This is a genomic window from Streptomyces sp. NPDC001515 (assembly GCF_053597115.1).
This window is the reverse complement of the sequence record NZ_JBSFHN010000011.1, coordinates 17,962-41,076: the sequence shown is the minus strand read 5'-3', so window position 1 is coordinate 41,076 and position 23,115 is coordinate 17,962. Positions and strand designations below refer to the sequence as shown.

Here is a 23,115-nt window from a genome sequence, read left to right as displayed (position 1 = left end):
ACGTAGCGAACGCCTACGCGGGCCGCGCGCCCGGGGGTGCCGTACGGGGTCCGAGGGTGTCCATCAGCCGGTGCAGCCGGGGTGAGGCGGCGAGTTCCTCCAGGGTGACGGGGCGGCCCTCGGCGTCGGCGACGGGAAGCCGCCAGTTGGGGTACTGGTCCCAGGTGCCGGGGAGGTTCTGCGGGCGGCGGTCGCCGACGGTGTCCGGCAGCCAGACCCCGGTCATCCGGGCGGGGGTGCGGAGCAGGAAGCGGTGGACGGCCCGGACGGCGGCCTCCTCGTCGTCACCGCCCTCGGGGAGCAGGCCGAGGCGGGTGAACAGGGCGAGCCATTCGGCGGTCTCGGCGCCGTCCTCGGTGCGCTCCTGCTCCAGGGGGCGGGCGAGCAGGCCGAGGCGGTGGCGCAGCGTCACATGGTCGCCGGTGAGCCGGGCCGCGGTGGACGGCAGGTCGTGGGTGGTGGCGGTGGCCAGGCAGTCCTCGCGCCACTCCTCGGGGGCGAGCGGACGTCCGGTGCCCGACCAGTCCCGTTCGAACCAGAGCACGGAGGTGCCGAGGACGCCGCGGCGGGCGAGGGCCTCGCGGACGCCGGGCTCCACCGTGCCGAGGTCCTCGCCCAGGACGGCGGCACCGGCCCGGTGGGCCTCCAGGACGAGGACGGCGAGCATGGCCTCGCCGTCGTGGGAGACGTAGGTACCTTCGGTGGGCGGGCGGCCCTCGGGCACCCACCAGAGCCGGAACAGTCCCATGACGTGGTCGATGCGCAGGGCCCCGGCGTGGGCGAGGAGCCCGCGCAGCAGTCCCCGGAACGGGGCGTAGCCGGAGGCGGCGAGGGCGCCGGGGTTCCAGGGCGGCAGGCCCCAGTCCTGGCCGTGCGCGTTGAAGGCGTCCGGCGGCGCGCCGACGGACATGCCGAGGGCGAAGGCGTCCTGCTGGGCCCAGGTGTCGGCGCCGCCGGGGTGGACGCCGACGGCGAGGTCGTGGACGATCCCGACGGCCATTCCGGCGTCCTCGGCGGCGCGCTGCGCCTCGGCGAGCTGGCAGTCGGTCAGCCAGGCGAGCCGGCAGTGGTGGTCGACCCGGTCCATCAGCTCGGCGCGGGCGCGGGCGGTCTCCTTGGAGCGCGGGTCGCGCAGTCCGGCCGGCCAGGTGTGCCAGTCGGAGCCGTGCGTCTCGGCCAGGGCACACCAGAGGGCGTGGTCGTCGAGGGCCTGTCCCTGGGCGGCCAGGAAGTCGCAGTAGGCGGCCCGGCGGCCGGGGGTGAGGGGGACGTCGAGGATGTGGTCGAGGGCCTGGCGCTTGAGGGCCCAGACGGCGTCCCGGTCGATCAGCGCGCCCTTGTCGAGGACGGCCCGGCTGAGTTCGTCGGCGCGTCTGCGCAGGGTGGCGAGGGCGGCGGGGTCGGCCACGTGCCCGTACTCCGGGACGGCCTCGACGCGCAGGTGCACCGGGTCGGGGAAGCGCCGCGAGGAGGGGCGGTAGGGCGAGGGGTCGGTGGGGGTGCCGTGCACCGCCGCGTGCAGGGGGTTGACCTGGACGAAGCCGGCGCCGAAGGCGCGGCCGGACCAGGCGGCGAGGTCGGCCAGGTCACCGAGGTCGCCCATGCCCCAGGAGCGGGCGGAGAGCAGGGAGTACAGCTGGACGAGGAAGCCGTGGCTGCGGCGGGGCGGCTGCGGGACGCGGGCGGGGGCGACGACGAGCGTACGGCTCTCGACGCGGGCCCCGGAGGCGCGGAGCGTCAGCCGGTGGACGCCGGGGGGCGGCTGGGTCCACCAGCGGGGCGGTGGGGCGGCCCGGCCGGAATCCTGGCCGGAAACCGTCGGTGCCGCGCCCGTGGCGGGGACGCGCATCGGGGGTGGCGGGGGCGCGTCGGGGTCTTCGAGGCGCACGGTCAGCTCCGTGCCGGGCGGCAGCGCGGTGAGGGCGGCCGGCAGCGGTTCGCCCTCCCACACCACCACGGTGTCCGGGAGCAGCCGGGACGCGGCGGCGGCCTCGGCGGCGGCGAGCGCGTCCCGTACCGCGTCGGGAGTGGTGGCGTCGACGCCGAGGGCGGCGAGCACGGCCACGACCGTCCCCTCGGGGACGGGCACGGTGACATCGGCGGACGGGGAGAAGGAGGTGGCGACGCCGTGCAGGGCGGCGAGCCGGGACAAGCCCATTCAGACTCCTGGGTAGGACGAGCCCTCCGCGCGCGGGCCGGGCACGTCCGCGAAGGCGGCGCTGCCGGAGGAGGCCGGCTCGCTGGTCAGCGGGGCGAGGACGGCGAGCGGGGGTTCGCTGGTCAGCGGGGTGGCGTCGGCGAGCGGGGGCTCGCTGGTCAGGGGTATGGCGTCGGCGAGCGGGGCCTCGCTGGTGAGCGGGGAGGGTGCGAGGGTGGCCGGGGACGCGCTGATCAGCGGGGCGGGGTCCGGCGCCTGCGGGGACAGGGCGGAGAGCAGAAGCTGCGCTGCGGCGGGCATGGTGGCCTCCTGGCCGTGGAGAACAGGACACAGCAGGCCTACCCCGCGGACAGGTCCGCAGACGTAGGCGTTACGACAACGAGTTCAACGTGCTCCGGGTCACATTCCGTTCCCCGGGCGCCGGTTGCCCGCAAGACGTCCGTCGATTTCGGCCATTCGGCGTCGTCTTTCGCGTGTACGGGTGTCCTTCACACCTCGTTCACCCCGCATGCCACATCGGGCATTTGCACCACAACGACCACGTGCATTGACACCCTCGCGCGCGGGTGGTGGGCTCGGAGCCCACCGGCGGGAAGCGAGGGAGACAGGCATGCGGCTCAGGGGCAGGAAGCACGCGACGGCGGTCGCCGTGGCCGTGCTCGGCGGGCTGCTCTCCGCCGGCACCCCGGCCGCCGTCGCCGCCCCCTCGGCGCCCGGCACGCCCGCCGTCACCACGCCCGACCGCGAGGACGGGACGGCCCCGCCCGCCGTCTGGCCGAGGCCGCAGAGCATCACGGCGGCCGGCCCGGCGGTCCGGCTCTCCGACGAGGTGACGCTGCTGGCCTCCGACGACGCCGATCCGTACGCGGTCACCGCGCTGCGCCGGATGCTGGGCGACGCCGGGGTGCGCACCGTCTCCACGGGGCCGTCCGGGAAGGGCCCGGTGATCCGGTTCGGCGGGAGCGGCGCCGCGCAGGCGCTGCGCGCCCTGCACGCGCCGGACCGCGCCGATCTCCCCTCCGGCGGCTACCGCATCGCGGTCGGCCGGGTCGCCGGCCGGGACACCGTCGCCGTCGACGGGGCGGGCGAGGACGGGCTGTTCCACGCCGTGCAGACGCTCCGTCAGCTCATCACGGACGGGCGCGTCGCCGGGGTCGCGGTCCGCGACTGGCCGGCCGGCGGGGTGCGCGGGATGACCGAGGGCTTCTACGGGCAGCCCTGGTCGCAGCAGGACCGGCTGGCCCAGCTCGGCTTCATGGGGCGCACCAAGCAGAACCGGTACCTCTACGCGGCGGGCGACGATCCGTACCGCCAGGACCGCTGGCGCGACCCGTACCCCGCCGACCGGCGCGCCGACTTCCGGGCGCTGGCCGAGCGGGCCGCCGCCGAGCATGTGACGCTCGGCTGGGCCGTGGCCCCCGGGCAGTCGATGTGTCTGTCCTCGGACCGCGATCTGAAGGCGCTGACGAAGAAGATCGATGCCATGTGGGCGCTCGGGTTCCGGGTGTTCCAGGTGCAGTTCCAGGACGTCAGCTACAGCGAGTGGCACTGCTCGGCCGACGCGGACACCTTCGGCAGCGGCCCCGAGGCGGCGGCCCGCGCGCAGGCGCGGGTGGTGAGCGCGGTGGCCCGGCATCTGGCGGAGCGCCATCCGGGCGCGGAAGCGCTGTCGATGATGCCGACGGAGTTCTACCAGGACGGGGCGACGGACTACCGCACGGCGCTCGCCCGCGAGCTGGACCCCGGGGTGCAGGTGGCCTGGACCGGGGTCGGGGTGGTGCCGAGGACCATCACCGGCGGCGAACTGGCCGGGGCCCGCTCGGCGTTCCGCCACCCGCTGGTGACCATGGACAACTACCCGGTCAACGACTACGCGCAGGACCGGATCTTCCTCGGCCCGTACACCGGCCGCGATCCGGCCGTCGCCACCGGCTCGGCGGCGCTGCTGGCCAACGCGATGGAGCAGCCGTCCGCCTCGCGCATACCGCTGTTCACCGCGGCCGACTTCGCCTGGAACCCGAAGGGCTATCGGCCGCAGGAGTCCTGGCAGGCGGCCCTGGACGACCTCGCGGGCGGCGACGCCCGCAGCCGGGACGCGCTGCGCGCGCTGGCGGGCAACAGCGCGGGGTCGGTGCTGGGCGGCGACGAGTCGGCATATCTGCGTCCGCTGCTGGACGCGTTCTGGGCGTCCCGCAGGCCCGAGGGCGCGGCCGGACGCGAGGAGGCGGCGCACCGGCTGCGCGGGGCGTTCACGGTGATGCGCGAGACCCCGCAGCGGCTGGCCGGGCTGGCCGGCGGGCGGCTCGACGACGAAGTGCGTCCCTGGAGCGAGCAGTTGTCCCGCTACGGCCGGGCGGGTGAACTGGCCGTGGATCTCCTGCTGGCGCAGGCGCGCGGGGACGGGGGGGCGGCCTGGCGGGCCTCGCTGGCCCTGGAACCGGCGGTCCGGGCGGTGAAGGCGGGCGGGGCGACGGTCGGCAAGGGGGTGCTCGGGCCGTTCCTGGACCGGGTGCGCGAGGAGGCCGACGCCTGGACCGGTTCGGACCGGCGCCGGGGCGAGGTGACCGAGGCGCCGGGCAGCTATACGGTCCGGCTGGACCGGGTCCGCCCGCTGGAGGCGGTCACGGCGATGACGGAGCCGGACGGCGAGGCGCCGGCGGCCGGGACGACCGTCCAGGCCCATGTGCCGGGCGAGGGCTGGCGCGCGCTCGGCACCCTGTCGGCGAGCGGCTGGACCCAGGCGTCCGGTCAGGGCCTGCGGGTCGACGCGGTCCGGATCAGCTGGCCGTCCGCCTCCCCCGTGATCGTCACCCCGCCGCCCCTGGTCATTCCGCCGCTGGCGGGCGCCGCGCCCACCGCCGGGGCGGTGGCGCCCGCGGTGCGGGCGCTCGTGCCGTGGTTCGGCGACGAACCGGTGGCCCGGCTCGATCTGGAGCGCGACGAGACGGACGCGGAGATCGGCGGCGGACCGCAGAAGGTGGCGGCCCGGCTCTCGGCCCGGCGGCCGGCCGAGGTGCGGGGTGCGCTCACCGCGAAGGCCCCGAAGGGCATCACGGTGCGGCTGCCCGAGCGGACGACCGTCCCGCGCGGTTCCCGTACCGAGGTGCCGGTGGAGGTCACCGTCCCGGCCGGCACCCCCGCCGGGTCGTACGAGGTGCCGCTCTCCTTCGGCGCCGAGGAGACCACGCTGACCGTGCGCGCCTTCCCCCGCACGGGCGGCCCCGATCTGCTGCGCACCGCCACCGCGTCCTCGTCCGCCGACGAGACCCCGGACTTCCCGGCCTCCGCCGCGACCGACGGGGACCCGGAGACCCGGTGGTCCTCACCGGCCGAGGACGGCTCCTGGTGGCAGGCCGAGCTGCCCGCCCCGGCCCGGGTGGGCCGGGTGGTGCTGGACTGGCAGGACGCCTACGCCTCCCGCTACCGCATACAGGTCTCGGCGGACGGCCGCACCTGGCGCACGGCGGCCACCGTCCGGGACGGCCGGGGCGGGCGGGAGTCGGTCCGGATGGACGCGAAGGACACCCGCTTCCTCCGGGTCCAGGGCGACGGGCGCGCCACCGCGTACGGCTACTCGCTCTGGTCGGTCCGGGCGTACGCGGTGACGGACGCCCCGTGACCCGTACGGCCCCGCCGACCGCACGCCCGAAGACGCGACGGCCCGGATCTCAGGCGGACACGCCGTCGATCCGGGCCATCGCGTCATCGGCGCCGAAGGGTTGGAGATAGGGCAGCCAGCGTGGATCGCGGTGGCCCGTGCCGATGATCCGCCAGGCCAGTCCGGTGGGCGGGGCGGGCTCCTGGTGGAGCCGCCAGCCGAGCTCGGGCAGGTGGCGGTCGGCCTTGACGTGGTTGCAGCGGCGGCAGGCGGCCACCACGTTGTCCCAGGCGTGCTGCCCGCCGCGGCTGCGCGGAATGACGTGGTCGACGCTGGTGGCGGCGGCGCCGCAGTACATGCAGCGTCCGCCGTCCCGGGCGAAGAGCGCCCGGCGGGTCAGGGGGACCGGCCCCCGGTAGGGGATGCGCACGAACCGTTTCAGACGGACGACGCTGGGGGCGGGGACGACGCGGGTGGCACTGTGCATGAAGGCACCGGACTCCTCCAGGCAGATGGCCTTGTTCTCCAGGACGAGGACGAGTGCGCGGCGGAGCGGTACGACGCCGAGCGGCTCGTACGACGCGTTGAGAACCAGGACATGCGGCACGTGGACGCCTCCTTGTACGCCGGCGGCGCGTGGCTCGCGCCGGGACGATCCGGTCTCAGTCTCCCCTCCTGCCTGGTAGGAGCGCCACCACGTGCGGGTAACGGGCTGGAGGGATTTTTCTCCGGAACGTCGCGTTCCGTGCGCGGCGACGGGCCGGATCAGGTGCTCGTGCGCCCCCGGTCCGGGCGCGCGCGGGGTGTGCGATCGGCCACAGGACGCCCGTGTGCGCCGTGCCGAGCCCCCCGCGCCACGGCCCGTCCGCCTCTTCCGCCTCCCTGGGTGAGCCGCGTCTCTCCCCTCGATCACGGCAACCGACCATTCCGGTTGCCCCGTTAGTGTGGTTGTCCCGCGCTCGTCCAACCGGAGGTCTCACCGTGTCCCTGTCCGCCCTGTTGGCCGCCGCACCGTCGCCCGAGCCGGGCGGCTCGCTGGACGAGGCGGCGAAGCAGGCCGGCAATGCCGCGGGGTGGGTCGAGGAGAACTGGTCCACCTGGCTCAACACCGGTCTGCGGATCGTCCTCATCGCCGCCATCGCCATCGCGCTGCGCATCCTGGTCCGCCGCGCCCTGACCAAGCTCATCGAGCGGATGAACCGCAGCGCCCAGGCGGTGGAGGGCACCGCACTCGGCGGGCTGCTGGTCAACGCGGAGCGGCGCCGGCAGCGCTCGGAGGCGATCGGTTCCGTCCTGCGCTCGGTCGCCTCGTTCCTCATCCTCGGCACCGCCGCCCTGATGATCCTGGGCGCCTTCCAGATCAATCTGGCCCCGCTGCTGGCATCGGCCGGGGTGGCGGGCGTGGCCCTCGGCTTCGGCGCCCGCAATCTGGTCACCGACTTCCTCTCCGGTGTCTTCATGATCCTGGAGGACCAGTACGGCGTCGGTGACACCATCGACGCGGGCGTCGCCTCCGGCGAGGTGGTCGAGGTCGGTCTGCGCGTGACCAAGCTGCGCGGCGACAACGGCGAGATCTGGTATGTGCGCAACGGCGAGGTCAAGCGGATCGGCAACCTGAGCCAGGGCTGGTCCACCGCCGGTGTCGACGTCCAGGTCCGCCCCACCGAGGACCTGGAGCGGGTCCGCGAGCTGATCACCGAGGCCGCCGCCGCGATGGCCAAGGAGGACCCGTGGACCGAGCGCCTGTGGGGCCCGGTCGAGGTCCTGGGCCTGGACGCGGTCCTGCTCGACTCCGTGACGGTCCGGGTGAGCGCGAAGACCATGCCCGGCAAGTCCGTGGGTGTGGAGCGCGAACTGCGCTGGCGCATCAAGCACGCCTTCGACCGGGCGGGCATCCAGATGATCGGCGAGATCCCCGCCCAGTCCGAGGCCCCCTCCCCCGCCGACCCCACGGCGGGCATGTCCGCTCCCTCGGCGTTCGCCTCCGCGACCTCTCCCCAGTCCCTGGCGACGACCCCGATACCGCCGTCGTCGCCGAACATCGCGAAGTAGCCACCGCCCTCCCTCCCCTTCCGCCTCATGGCCCGCACCGGCCCAGGTAACGCTTTGGTTGCCACCCCGGTGCGGGCCATTGACGCTTCGGTGACCCGCGCCCTACGGTCCTCTCACCGAATAGGAAAGTTTCCTAACAGAGGTCGACAGAGGGCAGGTGCAGTGACATGGCCGGAACCACGCCGGGCACCCCCCGCGTTCTGCGGGCCATGAACGACCGGGCCGCCCTCGATCTGCTGCTGGAGCACGGGCCGCTGTCGCGCACCAGGATCGGGAAGCTGACGGGGCTGTCCAAGCCGACCGCCTCGCAGCTGCTGGCCCGTCTGGAGGCGGCCGGACTCGTCGTGGCGACGGGGACCGCGGCCGGGCGGCCGGGGCCGAACGCGCAGTTGTACGCGGTGAACGCGTCGGCGGCGCACGTGGCCGGGCTCGATGTGAACGCGCACCGGATCGTCGCCGCCGTGGCCGATGTGACCGGGGAGACGGTCGGGGAGTTCGAGCTGCGCACCCCCGGCCGGGCCCCCGGGCGGCGCGCCGAGAGCGTGGTGGGGCAGGTGACGCGGGCGCTCGACGGGGCGGTCAAGGACGCCGGGCTGACCCGGTCGGACGTGCACCGGGTCGTCATCGGCACCCCGGGGGCGTTCGACCCGGGGACCGGGCGGCTGCGGTACGCGTCGCACCTGCCCGGCTGGCACTCCCCCACCCTCCTGGAGGAGCTGGCCGCCTTCCTGCCGATGCCCGTCGAGTACGAGAACGACGTCAACCTCGTCGCGGTGGCCGAACAGCGGCGCGGCGCGGCGCGGGGCCACGACGACTTCGTCCTGCTGTGGAACGAGGAGGGGCTGGGCGCCGCCCTCGTGATCAACGGCCGGCTGCACCGCGGCTTCACCGGCGGCGCCGGGGAGGTCGGCTTCCTGCCGGTGCCGGGAGCCCCGCTGGTCCGCCAGGTCACCAAGGCCAACGCGGGCGGCTTCCAGGAGCTGGCCGGTGCCCAGGTGCTGCCCAGGCTGGCGCGCGAGCTGGGCATCGACGACGAGGCGGTCCGCGCCGGCGGCACCCACCACGAGATCGCCGCCGGACTGGTGGAGCGGGCCTCCGCCTCCGTGGAGCGGGGTTACGAGGGGCCGTACAGCGTGCTGCTCGACCGCTACGCCACGGGTCTGGCCACCGGTCTCGCCTCCCTCGTCGCCGTCCTGGACCCCGAGGTCGTCGTCCTGTCCGGCGAGCTGATCGCCCTCGGCGGAGAGCCGCTGCGGCTCCGGGTGGCGGCCGAGCTGGCCGAGCTCGCCGCGTCCCGGCCCCGGCTCATCGCCGGCCGGGTCACCCACCGTCCCGTTCTGCGGGGCGCTCTGGAGAGCGCCCTCGTCACCACCCGCGACGAGGTCTTCGACACCTCGCGCTGACCGCCCGGCTCCCCCGGGCCACCCCCGTACCCCTCTCGTATGCCTCTCGCAGGTCCCTTCCCCGTCCCAACCCTTCACCGGGAGACACCACCATGTCCGGAAACCGCCGGAAGCCGGTCGCCGCACTCGCCGCGACCGCCGCGATAGCCCTGTTCGCCTCCGCCTGTACGGGGCAGAGCGACTCCGGTGCCAGTGATGACGCCTCCAAGGAGACGACCATCACCTTCTGGCACGGCTGGAGCGCCCCGAACGAGGTGAAGGGCATCGAGGCGACGATCGCCGCCTTCGAGAAGGCGCACCCCAACATCCATGTGAAGGCCGTCGGCAACATGACCGACGACAAGATCAACCAGGCGCTGCGCGCGGGCGGTTCCAAGGCGCCGGACGTCGTCTCCTCGTTCACCACGAACAACGTCGGCAAGTTCTGCTCGTCGAAGGCGTTCGTCGACCTCAACCCGTTCCTGAAGAAGGACGGGATCGACCCGGACGCGACCTTCCCGAAGGCGATGAACGAGTACACCCAGTTCAACGGCGTGCGCTGCACGGTGCCGCTGCTGGGTGACGCGTACGGCCTGTACTACAACAAGGACGCCTTCAAGGCGGCCGGGATCGCGAGCCCGCCGAAGACCTGGTCGGAGTTCGCGGCCGACGCGAAGAAGCTGACGAAGGCCAAGGGCGACTCGTACGAGCAGCTCGGGTTCATGCCGAACTACCACGGCTACGAGTCGACGACCGAGCACTACCTCGGCAGCTGGAACCCGGTGTACTTCGACGCCGACGGCAAGTCCAACATCGCGAAGGACCCGGCGTTCGCTGCGATGCTCACCAACCAGAAGAAGCTCGTCGACCTGCTCGGCGGCTACGAGAAGCTGGAGAAGTTCCGGACCGGTTTCGGTGACGAGTGGGGTGCCAAGCACCCGTTCCACACCGGCCAGGTGGCCATGCAGCTGGACGGCGAGTGGCGGCTCGGCATGGCCGAGGAGACCAAGCCGGCGTTCGAGATCGGTGTCGCGCCGATGCCCGTCGCGGACGACGACGCCGCCGGCTACGGCAAGGGCTATCTGACCGGCACCATCGCCGGCATCGCGGCCACCTCCAAGAAGCAGAACGCCGCCTGGGAGCTGGTCAAGTTCATGACGACCGACACCGACGCGGTCGTGAACTTCGCCAACGCCATCCACAACGTGCCCTCCACGCTGGAGGCGCTGAAGTCCCCGAAGCTGACGTACGACCCGCGCTTCAAGACCTTCCTGGACATCGCGGCCAACCCGAAGTCGACCACGACGCCTCCCTCCGTGAACGGCGGCGCGTACCTGACGTCCCTGCAGAACCTCGGCTTCGACGTCGAGAAGGGCAAGCAGACGGACATCAAGGCGGGTCTGGAGAAGACCGCCGAGGAGATCGACGCGGCGATCGACCAGGCGAAGTAGAGCCGAAGCGATGAGCACGTACACACTCCGTGCGAAGCGCCGCCGCGCGGCGCTTCGCACGGCGGCCTTCATGTCGCCGTGGCTGATCGGGTTCTGCGTCTTCTTCGCCTACCCGCTGATCTCCACGGTCTACTTCTCCTTCACCAGCTACGACGGCTTCACGCCCCCCGAGTTCAGCGGCCTGAAGAACTGGTCGTTCGTCTTCGGCGACTACCCGATGTTCTGGCCCGCCCTGCGCAACACGCTCTGGCTGGTCGTGGTCATGGTGGCCTGCCGGGTGGTCTTCGGCCTCGGGGTCGGCATGCTGATCACGAAGATCAAGACGGGCGCCGGCGTCTTCCGGACGCTGTTCTACCTGCCGTACCTGGCGCCGCCGGTCGCCGCCACCCTGGGCTTCGTCTTCCTGCTCAACCCGGGCACCGGACCGGTCAACTCGGTCCTGGGCGCCCTCGGTCTGGGCACGCCCGGCTGGTTCACCGACCCCACCTGGTCCAAGCCGGCCCTGACCGCCCTCGCGGTCTGGGGCGTGGGCGACCTGATGGTGATCTTCATGGCCGCGCTCCTGGACGTACCGAAGGAGCAGTACGAGGCGGCGGAGCTGGACGGGGCGGGCTCGTTCCAGCGGTTCCGCTTCGTCACCCTGCCGAACATCTCGCCGATCATCATGTTCGCGGTGGTCACCGGCGTCATCCAGACGATGCAGTACTACACCCAGCCGTTCGTGGCCGGGAAGGTCGCGTCGGGCGTGATGGGCGGCTCCGGGCAGCAGTTCGAACCGGGCTATCCCGACAAGTCGACACTGACCCTTCCGCAGCTCGTCTACAACCTCGGGTTCCAGCGCTTCGACTACGGCTCCGCCTGTGTGGTCGCGCTCGTCCTCTTCGTGCTCGCCATGGCGTTCACCGCACTGCTGATGCGGCGCCGCAGCGGACTGATCCAGGCAGGTGACTGACATGGCGCAGGTCCTCGACACCCCCCGGGCGGCCGGTCCCGCCGCCCCGGAGACCCCGGCCGCCCGCACGGCACGCCGCAAGGCGCTGCTGCACTGGATCGGTGTGCACGCACTCGGCGTCGCCGCGGCACTCTTCTTCGTGCTGCCGTTCGTCTTCCTCGTGCTCACTTCGCTGATGAGCGACCAGCAGGCACTCACCCGCGATCTGTGGCCGCATCCCTTCGAATGGAGCAATTACAAACAGGTATTCGAAACAGAGGGATTCCTGACCTGGTGGCGCAACACCCTCCTGTACGCGGGTCTGGGCACCGTCCTCACCGTCGTGTCCTCGCTGCCCGTGGCGTACGCGCTCGCCAAGTTCCGCTTCCGCGGCCGGCATCTGTCGCTGCTGCTCGTCATCTCGATGATGATGCTGCCGCCGCAGGTCGTCGTGATTCCGATGTACCTGTTCTGGGCCAAGCAGATGGACATGTCCGGCACGCTCTGGCCGCTGATCATCCCGATGGCGTTCGGGGACGCGTTCTCCATCTTCCTGCTGCGGCAGTTCCTGCTGACCATCCCGAACGAGTACCTGGACGCGGCCAAGGTCGACGGCTGCGGCGAACTGCGCACCCTGCTGCGCGTCGTGGTGCCGATGGCCAAGCCGGGCATCGCCGCCGTCGCCCTCTTCCAGTTCTTCTACGCCTGGAACGACTACTTCGGCCCGCAGATCTACGCCTCCGAGAACCCGGGGGCCTGGACGCTGAGTTATGGACTGGAGTCCTTCAAGGGCGCGCACCACACCGACTGGAACCTGACCATGGCCGCGACCGTTCTGGTCATGGCCCCTGTGATCGTCGTCTTCTTCTTCGCACAGAAGGCCTTTGTCGAGGGCGTCACACTGACCGGAGTAAAGGGCTGAACCATGAAGCTCGCAGTAGTGGGTGGCGGGTCCACCTACACCCCCGAACTGATCGACGGATTCGCGCGGCTGCGCGACACGCTGCCGGTCGAGGAGCTGGTGCTCGTCGACCCGGCGGCCGACCGGCTCGACCTCGTGGGCGGCCTCGCCCGGCGGATCTTCGCCAAGCAGGGGCACCCGGGGCGGATCGTCACCACCGCCGACCTGGACGCGGGCGTCGCGGACGCCGACGCCGTCCTGCTCCAACTGCGCGTGGGCGGCCAGGCCGCCCGTAACCAGGACGAGACCTGGCCGCTGGAGTGCGGCTGCGTCGGCCAGGAGACCACCGGGGCCGGCGGCCTCGCCAAGGCCCTGCGCACCGTCCCGGTCGTCCTGGACATCGCCGAGCGGGTCCGGCGCACCAATCCCGATGCCTGGATCATCGACTTCACCAACCCGGTCGGCATCGTCACCCGGGCGCTGCTCCAGGCCGGTCACAAGGCCGTCGGCCTGTGCAACGTGGCGATCGGCTTCCAGCGCAAGTTCGCCCGGCTGCTGGACGTGGCCCCCGCCGAAGTCCACCTGGACCACGTCGGCCTCAACCATCTGACCTGGGAGCTGGGGGTGCGCCTCGGCGGCCCCGGCGGCGAGAACGTGCTGCCCCGGCTGATCTCCGAGCACGGTGCCGCGATCGCGGACGATCTGCACATGCCGCGCGCGATCGTCGACCGGCTGGGCGTCGTCCCCTCGTACTACCTGCGGTACTTCTACGCGCACGACGAGGTCGTGCGGGAGATGGGAACCAAGCCGTCGCGGGCGGCCGAGGTGGCCGCGATGGAGAAGGAACTCCTCACGATGTACGGCGATCCGGCGCTGGACGAGAAGCCCGAACTGCTCGCCAAGCGCGGCGGCGCCTTCTACTCGGAGGCGGCCGTCGACCTGGCGGCCTCGCTGCTCGGCGGCGGCGGTTCGGCGCACCAGGTGGTCAACACGTACAACAACGGCACGCTGCCCTTCCTGCCGGACGACGCGGTGATCGAGGTGCAGGCGAAGGTCGACCGCTCGGGTGCGGTGCCGCTCGCCGTGGACGCCGTGGACCCGCTGTACGCGGGGCTGATCGCCGATGTCACGGCGTACGAGGACCTGGCGCTGCGGGCCGCGCTGCACGGAGGCCGCGACCGGGTGTTCAAGGCGCTGCTGGCGCACCCCCTGATCGGCCAGTTCGCGTACGCCGAGGCGCTCACCGACAAGCTGATCGCGCACAACCGGGAGCACCTTTCGTGGGCGTGAACGGTTCCGTCCTCGCGATCGACGCGGGGAACAGCAAGACCGATGTGGCCCTCATCGGGGCGGACGGCACGGTGCTGTCCACGGCCCGCGGGGGCGGCTTCCAGCCTCCGGTGGTCGGCGTCCGGACGGCGGTGGACGCGCTGGGCGCCGCCGTGGAACGGGTGCTGGCGGCGGCCGGTCCGGACGCGGGGCCGGTGGCCCATGTGTCGGCCTGCCTCGCCAACGCCGATCTCCCGGTCGAGGAGGAGGAGCTGACCGGGGCGCTGCGGGAGCGCGGCTGGGGCCGCACCGTGGAGGTGCGCAACGACACCTTCGCGATCCTGCGGGCCGGCGTCGACGAACCGCGCGGCGTGGCCGTGGTCTGCGGCGCGGGGATCAACTGCGTCGGCATGGTGCCGGACGGGCGGACCGCGCGCTTCCCCGCGATCGGCCGGATCTCCGGTGACTGGGGCGGCGGTTCGGGGCTGTCCGAGGAGGCGATGTGGTACGCCGCGCGCGCCGAGGACGGCCGGGGCGAGCCGACCGAGCTGGCCCGGACGCTGCCGGCCCACTTCGGACTGGACTCGATGTACGCGCTGATCGAGGCGCTGCACCTGGGCCGGATCGAGGGCGCGCGCCGGCACGAGCTGGCGCCGGTGCTGTTCGCCACGGCCCGCGACGGCGACCCGGTGGCCCGCGCCCTGGTGGACCGGCTGGCCGAGGAGGTCGTGGCGCTCTCCTCGGTCGCGCTGTCCCGGCTGGGGCTGCTCGACGAGGAGGTGCCGGTGGTGCTGGGCGGCAGCGTGCTCGCCGCCCGCCATCCGCAGGTGGACGAGCGCGTCGCCGAACTGCTCGCCGTACGCGCCCCGAAGGCAGTGGTGCGGGTGGTGACCGAGTCCCCGGTGCTGGGCGCGGGGCTGCTGGGCCTGGATCACACGGGTGCGGCGCCCGAGGTGCACCGCAGGCTGCGCGCGCAGTACGTCTGACGCCGCGTCGCCCCGTACGCCCCGTTCACCCCCCGTGCCCCGCCGTCCGCCGGCCCCCTCCGGCGGGCGGCGGGGCGCTCCGGGGCCCCGGCGTGCGGGAACCGATCAGCGGTCCCGGGCGTGTTCACGGATGGGGAGATCGCTCCGCCCCCGGGGATTGCGCCGCCGATCGGCTTGATCGACGGCGCGCGGCTTGATCGAATGCTGTTGGACCGCGGCCGGTCACCACCGGTCGCGTCATGGACCGGTGCAGGATCCGGGCGTTCACGAGATGGACGCGGGTCCCTGCGGCCATACTTCTGGCCGGGTACCAGTCCCCCGAACGGCCGGGGGGCGGGCCACCGTCAGTGACCGAGGGGGAGGTCAAGTGACATACCCGCCGAATGTGCGCCCGGCGCCCGAGCGCGCGCCGGAGCGGCAGCCGGTGCCGGCGGCCGTGCCCGTACCACCGCAGCACAGTGCCCGGACCCTGGTGGCGGAGCGGCTGCGGGCCGCGGCGACCACCGAGCCGGGCCGGCTCCAGATCATCGGGGCCGTGCTGGCGCTGCTCGTCGTCGCGTTCGGGGCCGTCACGGCCTTCGAGATCAACGACCGGGCGGCGGCGGCCAATGACGTGGTCGAGCGCAGCCAGCCGCTGAGCGCCAAGGCGGCGGACATCTACCGTTCGCTGGCCGACGCCGACGCCGCGGCGGCGAGCGGATTCCTGGCCGGTCCGCAGGAGCCGCGCGAGGTCCACGACCAGTACGTGAAGGACATCGACGACGCCTCCCGGCTGCTGGTGGAGGCCGCCGCGACCACGGACGCCTCGACCCGCTCCGGCCAGGAGATCACCAAGCTCAACGAGGAACTCCCGCGCTACACCGGGCTGATCGAGCGGGCCCGCGCCAACAACCGGCAGGGGCTGCCGCTGGGCGGCGCCTATCTCCGGTACGCCAACCAGAAGATGGCGAACGACCTGCTGCCGGCCGCCGAGCGGCTGTACACGGCGGAGACCGACCGGCTCGACCAGGACTACCGGGCCGCCCGCACCTGGCCGTATCTCTCGCTGGCCGCCGGCATCGTGGCGCTGGCCGTGCTGTTCTGGGCCCAGCGGCGCAACTACCGCAGGACGAACCGGGTGTTCAACCACGGTCTGCTGGCCGCGACCGCCGCCGCCACGGTGGTGCTGCTCTGGCTGGCGGTGGGGCACACGGTGTCGCGCTCCGATCTGGCCCAGGCCGACGCGCACGGCCAGCGGTCCCTCGATGTGCTCAACCGGGCCCGCATCGACTCGCTCAAGGCCCGCGCCAATGAGAACCTGACTGTGGTCGCGCGCGGTGCGGTGCTCACGGCGGACGGCAAGAACGACAAGTACGAGACCGACTACGGGACGGGCATGAAGGCGCTGGGCGAGGAGCTGGCCCGTGCCGGGAAGCTCGCCGACGGCGACGCCCCGGGCAGCGAGCCGGTGGCCACCGCCGTCTCGGCGGTCGGGGAGTGGCAGACCCGCCACCGCACGGCCCGCAAGGCCGACGACGCCGGCGACTACGAGGCCGCGCTGGAGCTGATCATCGGGTCGAAGGGGTCGACGGGCGAGTCCTTCAAGCAGGTGGACGACGCGCTGCACAAGGCGATCACGCATGAGCAGGCGGAGTTCACCGAGGCCGCGAAGGACGGGCGCGGGGCGCTGGGCGGGCTGCCGATCGGAGCCGCGGCGCTGGCGGTCGTGGGCGCGGTCGCGGCCATCGTCGGGATCAACCGCAGGCTCTCGGAGTTCCGGTGACAGGGGGAGCGATGACTCGGAAGGACCCGGGGGCGGCCCGCGCGGACCGGCCACGCCGGCTGCGCGGCTGGGGCGGGGTGAGCGCCATGGCGGCGGCGTGCGCGCTGACGGCCTCGCTGACCCTGCTGCCGCTCTCCCACGGCACCAAGGACGCGCTGGGCCAGGAGGCTTCGGGCGCGGCCACGGCGCACGCCGTCCAGGCGCGGGCCGACGACTGCACGGACCCGGAGGCCAGCCTGCCGCCGTCGGGCGCCGACGGCCCAGCCATCGAGAAGATCAAGAAGCGCGGCAAGCTGATCGCCGGAGTGGACCAGAACAGCTTCCAGTGGGGCTTCCGCAATCCGGAGACCGGTGATCTGGAGGGCTTCGACATCGATCTGGTGCGGGCGCTGGCCAAGGACATCCTGGGCAGCGGGGACAAGGTGATCTTCCGGGCGATCCCGACCAACCAGCGCATCGCCGCGCTGGAGAACGACAAGGTCGACGTCGTCGTGCGGACGATGACGATCAACTGCGCCCGGCTGAAGCAGGTCTCGTTCTCCACGGCGTACTTCCAGGCCGGTCAGCAGGTCCTCGCCCCGAAGGCGGACCGGACGATCACCGGTTTCAACTCCTCGCTGGCCGGCAAGCGGATCTGCACCGCCGAGGGGTCCACGGCCTACGAGGCGCTGGAGAAGGAGTCGTTCGGCTCGGTCTACAAGGACGAGCACGACGGCACCGCCGCCGACGAGGACCTGCTGACCGTCCCCAACCAGCTGGACTGCCTGGTGCGGCTCCAGATGGGCGAGGTCGACGCGGTCGTCACGGACAACGCCCTCGCGGCCGGCCAGGCCGCGCAGGACCCGGCGGTGGAGCTGAAGGGTGACCCCTTCACCACCGAGTACTACGGCGTGGCCGCGAAGAAGGGCGCCGACGACCTGGTGGCCCGGGTCAACCAGGTGCTCGTCGACTACCGCGCGGGCGGGGCGGACAGCGCCTGGATGCGGTCCTACCGCGCCTGGCTGGAGGACGGCCTGCCCGGCGTCAAGGGGCCGCCCGCGCCGAAGTACCGGTCCTAGCACGCCTCCGGAGGTTCCCGCCGGGACCGCGGACCGGGCCAGACTGTAGGAACGCGGGTACCCGGACCGCGGATGGGCAGTACGGATCCTGCCGGGCCCCGCCCGGCGGGAAGATGCGGAGAGGTGATCGATGGGCGTCGCGGGCCCCTTCCCCAGTTACGCGGCCCGGCCTCCCGGTCCGGTCATGGACCGGGACGAGGCCGACCGCGCGCTGGCCCGGCTCGGCGCGGAGCACGAGGCGATCGAGACCTCGCTCCTCGCGCTCCAGGACCACGCCGGCCGCCGGCTCCTTGAGGGTGCCGAGCTGACCGGCGTCACCCGCGAGCGGTGGGCCGGCACCGAGCGGGCGATCACGCTGCTCTGGGCGTACTTCGACGCGTACACCGGCGCGCTGGACCGGGCGCGCACGATACGGGCACGGCGGCGCCAGCCCAACCGCGAGGACCTGCTGGCGCTCACCGAGATCCTGCGCGACCAGGGCGTGACCGTGGCGCACGCCGCGGGCGCCCCGGATCCCGCCGCCGGTCCGGCCCGGCTCTCCGAGCGCTTCTCGCTGGAGGAGCTGGTCGGCCGGATGAACGAGCTGTACGCGCGCTCGCTCGACATGGTCGTCGCCTCGGACGCGGTGTGGTCGGCGATGCCCGCCCGGATAGACCTCCTCGCCGCCGAACTGCGCCGCACCCACTCGCTGGCGCATTCGGTGGGCGTGCGGCCCGGGGAGCACCCGGCGGGCGACGATCTGGAGGCCATCACCGAGGAGCTGGCGGCGCTGCGCAGGCAGGTGGTCTCCGATCCGCTGGCCTTCTGGCTGCCGGGGCCCGGCAGTTCGGCGCCCGGTGGCGGCCGGCCCGACACCGCGCGCTACGACTGGGCGGCCCGCGCGCTGGACGAGGTGCGCCGGGAGGTCGAGGCGGTGCTCGCGGTCCGGCAGGACGCCGAGCAGCGGCTGGTCCAGCTCCGGGACGTGCTCTCCCGCGCCGACCGCACTTTGGCGGAGGCGAGGGCGGCGCGCGGCGAGGTGCTCGCGAAGATCGCCGCGTCCGAGGTCCCGGTGGTCAACGGGCCGCCGACCGCCCTCCAGGAGCGGCTGGCCGCCGCGTCCGAGTACCGCAGGCACGCCCAGTGGCACCGGCTGTCGCCGCTGCTGGACGCGCTGGAGCGGCAGGCGGAGGAGGAGTTGGAGCGGGCCCGCGAGCAGTTGACGGCGGTGACCGCGCCCTTGGCCGTACGGGCGGAGCTGCGCGGCCGGCTCGACGCGTACAAGGCGAAGGTGGCCCGGCACGGACTGGCGGAGGATCCGGTGCTGATCGAGCGGTACGACGCGGCGCGCCGGATGCTGTGGAGCGCGCCGTGCGATCTGCGGGTCGCGGCCGGGGCGGTGCAGCGCTACCAGGACGCGGCGCTGGATCTGATGGCCGGTCGGGGGGCCTCGGGGCCCGAGGACCGCCGGGGGCCCGCGTGAGGGGCCGGGCGCGAGGGGCGCGCGGGGCGGGTAGGAACGGAGCATCGCGGCCGGTTCGGCACCGGGGCGGACAGGGGGAATGACGATGAGTACGCAGTGCCAGCGTCCCGCGTGCGAGGGCAGCTACGAGGACATGGGCGGCGGTGAGCTGTACTGCGACACCTGCGGGCTGGCGCCGGTCGTCTCGCCGAGCGGGATGATCGCCTCGCCGCCCACGGGCGTCGCGGGCGGCGTCCGGGGCAGCAACAGCTCCTCGGCGCGCAGTGGTTCGCAGGCGTCGTCGCGGTCGGCGCACTCCTCGCGCTCCTCGACCTCCCGCTCCTCGACCTCGCGCCGCTCGGTGTCGGGGCGGCTGTCGCGCGCCCTGTCGGGGCGCAGCACCTCGCGTTCGGTCTCGGTGCGCTCCTCGGCGAAGTCGACGAACGCCTCGGGCCGCAACCGGCTGGGCGCCGGTCTGGTGCTCGTCCCGGACGTGCCGCGCCCCGATCCGCGGACCGCCGTGATGGAGAACCCGGAGGTGCCCGAGCGCAAGCGGTTCTGCTCGCGGTCGGACTGCGGGGCGCCGGTGGGCCGGGCCCGGGGCGAGCGGCCGGGGCGCACGGAGGGCTTCTGCACCAAGTGCGGCCACCCGTACTCCTTCGTGCCCAAGCTCCACGAGGGCGATGTGGTGCACGGGCAGTACGAGGTCGCCGGCTGTCTGGCGCACGGCGGGCTCGGCTGGGTGTACCTGGCGGTGGACAAGGCGGTCTCGGACCGGTGGGTGGTCCTCAAGGGCCTGCTGGACACGGGTGACCAGGACGCGATGGCGGCGGCCATCTCCGAGCGCCGCTTCCTCGCGGAGATCGAGCACTCCAACATCGTCCGGATCTACAACTTCGTCGAGCACCTGGACCAGCGGACGGGTTCGCTCGACGGGTACATCGTCATGGAGTACGTGGGCGGCAAATCGCTCAAGGAGATCGCCAACGAGCGCCGCACCCCGGCCGGCAAGCGGGACCCGCTCCCGGTGGAGCAGGCGTGCGCGTTCGGCATCGAGGCGCTGGAGGCCCTGGGCCATCTGCACAGCCGGAACCTGCTGTACTGCGACTTCAAGGTCGACAACGCGATCCAGACCGAGGACCAGCTGAAGCTGATCGACATGGGCGCGGTGCGCCGGATGGACGACGAGGAGTCGGCCATCTACGGCACGGTGGGCTACCAGGCCCCCGAGGTGGCCGAGGTCGGCCCGTCCGTCGCCTCCGACCTGTACACGGTCGCGCGGACGCTGGCGGTCCTCACCTTCGACTTCCAGGGCTACACGAACGTGTTCGTGGACTCGCTGCCGGACCCGGACAACATCGAGGTGTTCCGCACCTACGAGTCCTTCTACCGGCTGCTGGTGCGGGCCACGGACCCGGACCCGGCCCGCCGGTTCGCCTCGGCGGCCGAGATGGCGGAGCAGTTGACCGGGGTGCTGCGCGAGGTGGTGTCGCTCCAGACGGGGCGGCCGCGCCCGGCGCTGTCGACGCTGTTCGGCACGGAGCTGCGGGTGACCGACACGGAGCTGTTCGCGGAACAGTCCGGGGAGGTGTCGCGGCTGGGGGCCAGGGCCCCGGAGTCCGGCGGCGGTCTGTTCGGGCGGCGCGGCCGGTCCGCGCCCGTGGCGGCGCCGGCCGCGCCCGCGACCGCGCCGTCGGTCCCGGCCCCGGCCTCGCTGCCGTCCGCCCCGCCGCCCGGTTTCGCTCCGGGGGCCGGACCGCTGCCCTCCACGGCCACGCATGTGCGCGGCGGCGCCCCGGGCCACGGCGGCGCCCCGCCCCCCGTACCGCCGCAGCCGGTCATCCCGGCGCCCCGGGCGGCGGTCGCTGCCTCCGTCCCGGTGGCCGCCGGAACGGTCCCCCGGCTGGCCGGGCTGGACGTGCGCGCGACCTCGCTGGCGCTGCCGGTGCCCCGGGTCGACGCGGCGGACCCCAACGCGGGTTTCCTGGCCGGGGTGATGGCCTCGGCCCCCGCCGAACTGATCTCCGCACTGCGGGCGGTGCCCGCGGCCTCCCTGGAGACCCGGCTGCGCGAGCTGCGGGCCTGCCTGGAGATGGGCGACGTCGGCACGGCGGTGGAGACGCTGACCGCGCTGGAGACGAAACACCCGGACGACTGGCGCGTGGTCTGGTACCGGGGCCTCACCTCGCTGGTGACCGGCGACCGGGAGAACGCGGCGCTGTCCTTCGACGCGGTGTACGACGCGTTCCCCGGGGAGCCGGCGCCCAAGCTGGCGCTGGGGATCTGCGCGGAGGTGCTGGGCCAGCTGGACAACGCCGCCGAGTACTACCGGCTGGTGTGGATGACCGATCCGAGCTTCGTCAGCGCGGCGTTCGGCCTGGCCCGGGTGCAGCTGGCCGCCGGGGACCGGCCGGGCGCGGTGCGGACGCTGGAGTCGGTGCCGGAGGCCTCGATCCACTACACGGCGGCCCGGGTCGCCGCGGTGCGGGCGAGGCTGCGGGAGCGGGCGCCGGACGAGCCGCTGATGGCGGATCTGACGGCGGCCTCGGACCAGGTGTCGGGGCTTGCCGGGATGGGGCTCGACGCGGTGCGCCGGGAGCGGCTGTCGGCCGAGGTGCTGGGCACCGCCCTGGACTGGGTACTCTCCGGTAGTCCCGCGGCCCGTGCCCCGGACCCGCAGTCCGCTCCGTACGCCGGGGCGCAGGGGCCGAGGACGCTGCTCGGCAGTGAGGTGGACGAGCGCGGCCTGCGTTTCGGGCTGGAGCGTTCGTACCGGATGCTCGCCCGGCTTGCGGAGCCGGGCGACGAGAGGATCGAACTGGTGGAGCGGGCCAACCGTTTCCGCCCCCGAACGTGGGTGTGAACATGGAGCAGAACCACCAGGCGTCCGCCCTGCCGCTGTGCCCCGGCTGCGCGGAGCCGCTGGAACCGGGCGACCTGTTCTGCGGTGCCTGCGGGTACGACCTCTCGGCCGTCCCCGAGCCGCCGCCGGACCGCCCGACCGTCGCCATCACCACCCCGGGCCCGGCCGCGCCGGCCGCGCCCGAACGGGCGGCGGACTCGGGCGACTTCGAGCTGGCCGCGCCGGCCGCACCGCCGGTGCCCGCCGCACCGGTCGCGCCGGCGGCCGATCCCCGGACCGACCCGTCGCCCGCCCCGGTGGCCGGCGGCAAGGTCTGCGTGGCCTGCCGGGCCGGCCGGGTCGACGACGACGGCTACTGCGAGAACTGCGGCCACGCCCAGCCGCGCGAGCGCGACCACATGGAGCTGGAGCTCGGCTCGGTCGCGGCCGTCAGCGACCGGGGGCTGCGCCACCACCGCAACGAGGACTCCTTCGCGGTGTCGACCACCGCGCTGCCGGACGGCACCCCGGCCGTCGTCGCGATCGTCTGCGACGGGGTCTCCTCGGCGAGCCGCCCCGACGAGGCGTCGGCCGCCGCCGCGTCCGCCGCCAACGAGTCGCTGCTGGAGGCGCTGCCGCGCGGCACGCATCCGCAAGCGGCGATGCACGAGGCGATCGTCGCCGCCGCCGAGGCGGTCAACGTGCTGGCCCGGGACGCCTCCGGGGCGGGGGAGCCCGAGCCGCACCGCCACCAGAACGCTCCGGCGTGCACCCTGGTCGGCGCGGTCATGGCCAACGGGCTGCTGGTCGTGGGCTGGGTCGGCGACAGCCGGGTGTACTGGGTGCCCACCGACCGCACCGGCCCGCCGGCCCGGCTCACCGAGGACGACTCCTGGGCCGCGCAGATGGTCGCGGCCGGGCTGATGAACGAGGCGGAGGCGTACGCCGACGAACGCGCCCACGCCATCACGGGCTGGCTCGGCGCCGACGCGTACGAACTGGAGCCGCACACCGCCTCGTTCAAACCGGACCGGCCGGGTGTGGTCGTGGTCTGCACGGACGGTCTGTGGAACTACGCGGAGTCGGCCGCCGAGATGGCCGCCGCCGTGCCCGCCGAGGCGTACGAACGGCCGCTGCACGGCGCCCGGGTGCTGGTGGGCCACGCGCTCGACGGCGGGGGCCACGACAACGTAACAGTGGCCCTGGTGCCGTTCGCCGTACCGGCGCAGGGGGCAGGATCCGCCTACGGCAGAGGGTGAGTCCCGTTCCGACCGTCCCCCGCGC

The 23,115-nt window shown here is 73.6% G+C and carries 17 protein-coding genes; 13 read left to right on the top strand and 4 right to left on the bottom strand.

Annotated features, from left to right (window positions below):
• Positions 1 to 13 precede the first annotated feature (13 nt).
• A complete protein-coding gene (gene malQ / locus ACWCXC_RS14025) occupies positions 14 to 2,158 on the bottom strand; it encodes a 4-alpha-glucanotransferase (RefSeq protein WP_450684624.1) in 2,145 nt (714 codons plus the stop codon).
• A complete protein-coding gene (locus ACWCXC_RS14020; RefSeq protein WP_450684625.1) occupies positions 2,159 to 2,458 on the bottom strand; it encodes a hypothetical protein in 300 nt (99 codons plus the stop codon).
• A gap of 310 nt (positions 2,459 to 2,768) precedes the next feature.
• On the opposite strand from ACWCXC_RS14020, the gene ACWCXC_RS14015 reads away from it, so the two are divergent.
• A complete protein-coding gene (locus ACWCXC_RS14015; RefSeq protein ID WP_450888834.1) occupies positions 2,769 to 5,777 on the top strand; it encodes a beta-N-acetylglucosaminidase domain-containing protein in 3,009 nt (1,002 codons plus the stop codon).
• A 49-nt stretch (positions 5,778 to 5,826) separates the two neighbouring features.
• On the opposite strand, the gene ACWCXC_RS14010 is transcribed toward ACWCXC_RS14015, so the two are convergent.
• Positions 5,827 to 6,363 (bottom strand): HNH endonuclease, encoded by a 537-nt coding sequence (locus ACWCXC_RS14010; RefSeq protein WP_383633449.1) that lies wholly within the window; start codon positions 6,361 to 6,363, stop codon positions 5,827 to 5,829.
• A gap of 374 nt (positions 6,364 to 6,737) precedes the next feature.
• Here ACWCXC_RS14010 and ACWCXC_RS14005 point away from each other — a divergent pair, with 374 nt between their 5' ends.
• The 10 genes from ACWCXC_RS14005 (at position 6,738) to ACWCXC_RS13960 (ending at position 19,010) form a co-directional block, all read left to right on the top strand.
• Complete coding sequence (locus ACWCXC_RS14005) at positions 6,738 to 7,808, top strand: mechanosensitive ion channel family protein (protein WP_450684627.1); 1,071 nt, start codon at positions 6,738 to 6,740, stop codon at positions 7,806 to 7,808.
• A 167-nt stretch (positions 7,809 to 7,975) separates the two neighbouring features.
• Positions 7,976 to 9,211: an ROK family protein gene (locus ACWCXC_RS14000; RefSeq protein WP_450684628.1), complete on the top strand. Its 1,236-nt coding sequence runs from the start codon at positions 7,976 to 7,978 to the stop codon at positions 9,209 to 9,211.
• Positions 9,212 to 9,303: 92 nt separating this feature from the next.
• Positions 9,304 to 10,641: an ABC transporter substrate-binding protein gene (locus ACWCXC_RS13995; protein WP_450684629.1), complete on the top strand. Its 1,338-nt coding sequence runs from the start codon at positions 9,304 to 9,306 to the stop codon at positions 10,639 to 10,641.
• A gap of 10 nt (positions 10,642 to 10,651) precedes the next feature.
• Positions 10,652 to 11,593, top strand: a complete 942-nt coding sequence (locus tag ACWCXC_RS13990) for a carbohydrate ABC transporter permease (protein WP_450684630.1) — start codon at positions 10,652 to 10,654, stop codon at positions 11,591 to 11,593.
• Between the two features lies 1 nt (position 11,594).
• Positions 11,595 to 12,494, top strand: a complete 900-nt coding sequence (locus ACWCXC_RS13985) for a carbohydrate ABC transporter permease (protein WP_450684631.1) — start codon at positions 11,595 to 11,597, stop codon at positions 12,492 to 12,494.
• 3 nt (positions 12,495 to 12,497) lie between these two features.
• Positions 12,498 to 13,763, top strand: a complete 1,266-nt coding sequence (locus ACWCXC_RS13980; RefSeq protein WP_450888830.1) for a 6-phospho-beta-glucosidase — start codon at positions 12,498 to 12,500, stop codon at positions 13,761 to 13,763.
• On the top strand, positions 13,754 to 14,728 hold the full coding sequence (locus tag ACWCXC_RS13975; RefSeq protein ID WP_450888828.1) for an N-acetylglucosamine kinase: 975 nt from the start codon (positions 13,754 to 13,756) through the stop codon (positions 14,726 to 14,728). The genes ACWCXC_RS13980 and ACWCXC_RS13975 overlap by 10 nt, the downstream gene beginning before the upstream one ends.
• A gap of 367 nt (positions 14,729 to 15,095) precedes the next feature.
• Positions 15,096 to 16,490: a hypothetical protein gene (locus ACWCXC_RS13970; protein ID WP_450684634.1), complete on the top strand. Its 1,395-nt coding sequence runs from the start codon at positions 15,096 to 15,098 to the stop codon at positions 16,488 to 16,490.
• A gap of 86 nt (positions 16,491 to 16,576) precedes the next feature.
• Positions 16,577 to 17,548 carry a glutamate ABC transporter substrate-binding protein gene (locus ACWCXC_RS13965; protein ID WP_450684641.1) on the top strand — a complete coding sequence of 324 codons (972 nt, stop codon included), beginning with the start codon at positions 16,577 to 16,579 and terminating at the stop codon, positions 17,546 to 17,548.
• 130 nt (positions 17,549 to 17,678) lie between these two features.
• Positions 17,679 to 19,010 (top strand): hypothetical protein, encoded by a 1,332-nt coding sequence (locus ACWCXC_RS13960; protein WP_450888826.1) that lies wholly within the window; start codon positions 17,679 to 17,681, stop codon positions 19,008 to 19,010.
• Positions 19,011 to 19,133: 123 nt separating this feature from the next.
• Here the strand turns inward: ACWCXC_RS13960 and ACWCXC_RS13955 are convergent, their stop codons facing one another.
• Positions 19,134 to 19,541, bottom strand: coding sequence for a hypothetical protein (locus tag ACWCXC_RS13955; RefSeq protein ID WP_450888965.1), 408 nt, complete (start codon positions 19,539 to 19,541; stop codon positions 19,134 to 19,136).
• Between ACWCXC_RS13955 and ACWCXC_RS13950 the strand changes: the two genes are divergently transcribed.
• Together ACWCXC_RS13950 and ACWCXC_RS13945 are read left to right on the top strand one after the other, a co-directional pair.
• The gene (locus tag ACWCXC_RS13950) at positions 19,468 to 21,852 is read left to right on the top strand and encodes a tetratricopeptide repeat protein (RefSeq protein ID WP_450888957.1); all 2,385 of its coding nucleotides are present in this window, start codon (positions 19,468 to 19,470) and stop codon (positions 21,850 to 21,852) included. The genes ACWCXC_RS13955 and ACWCXC_RS13950 overlap by 74 nt on opposite strands.
• Positions 21,849 to 23,090: a PP2C family protein-serine/threonine phosphatase gene (locus tag ACWCXC_RS13945; RefSeq protein WP_450888824.1), complete on the top strand. Its 1,242-nt coding sequence runs from the start codon at positions 21,849 to 21,851 to the stop codon at positions 23,088 to 23,090. Before ACWCXC_RS13950 ends, ACWCXC_RS13945 begins: the two co-directional genes overlap by 4 nt.
• Positions 23,091 to 23,115 lie beyond the last annotated feature (25 nt).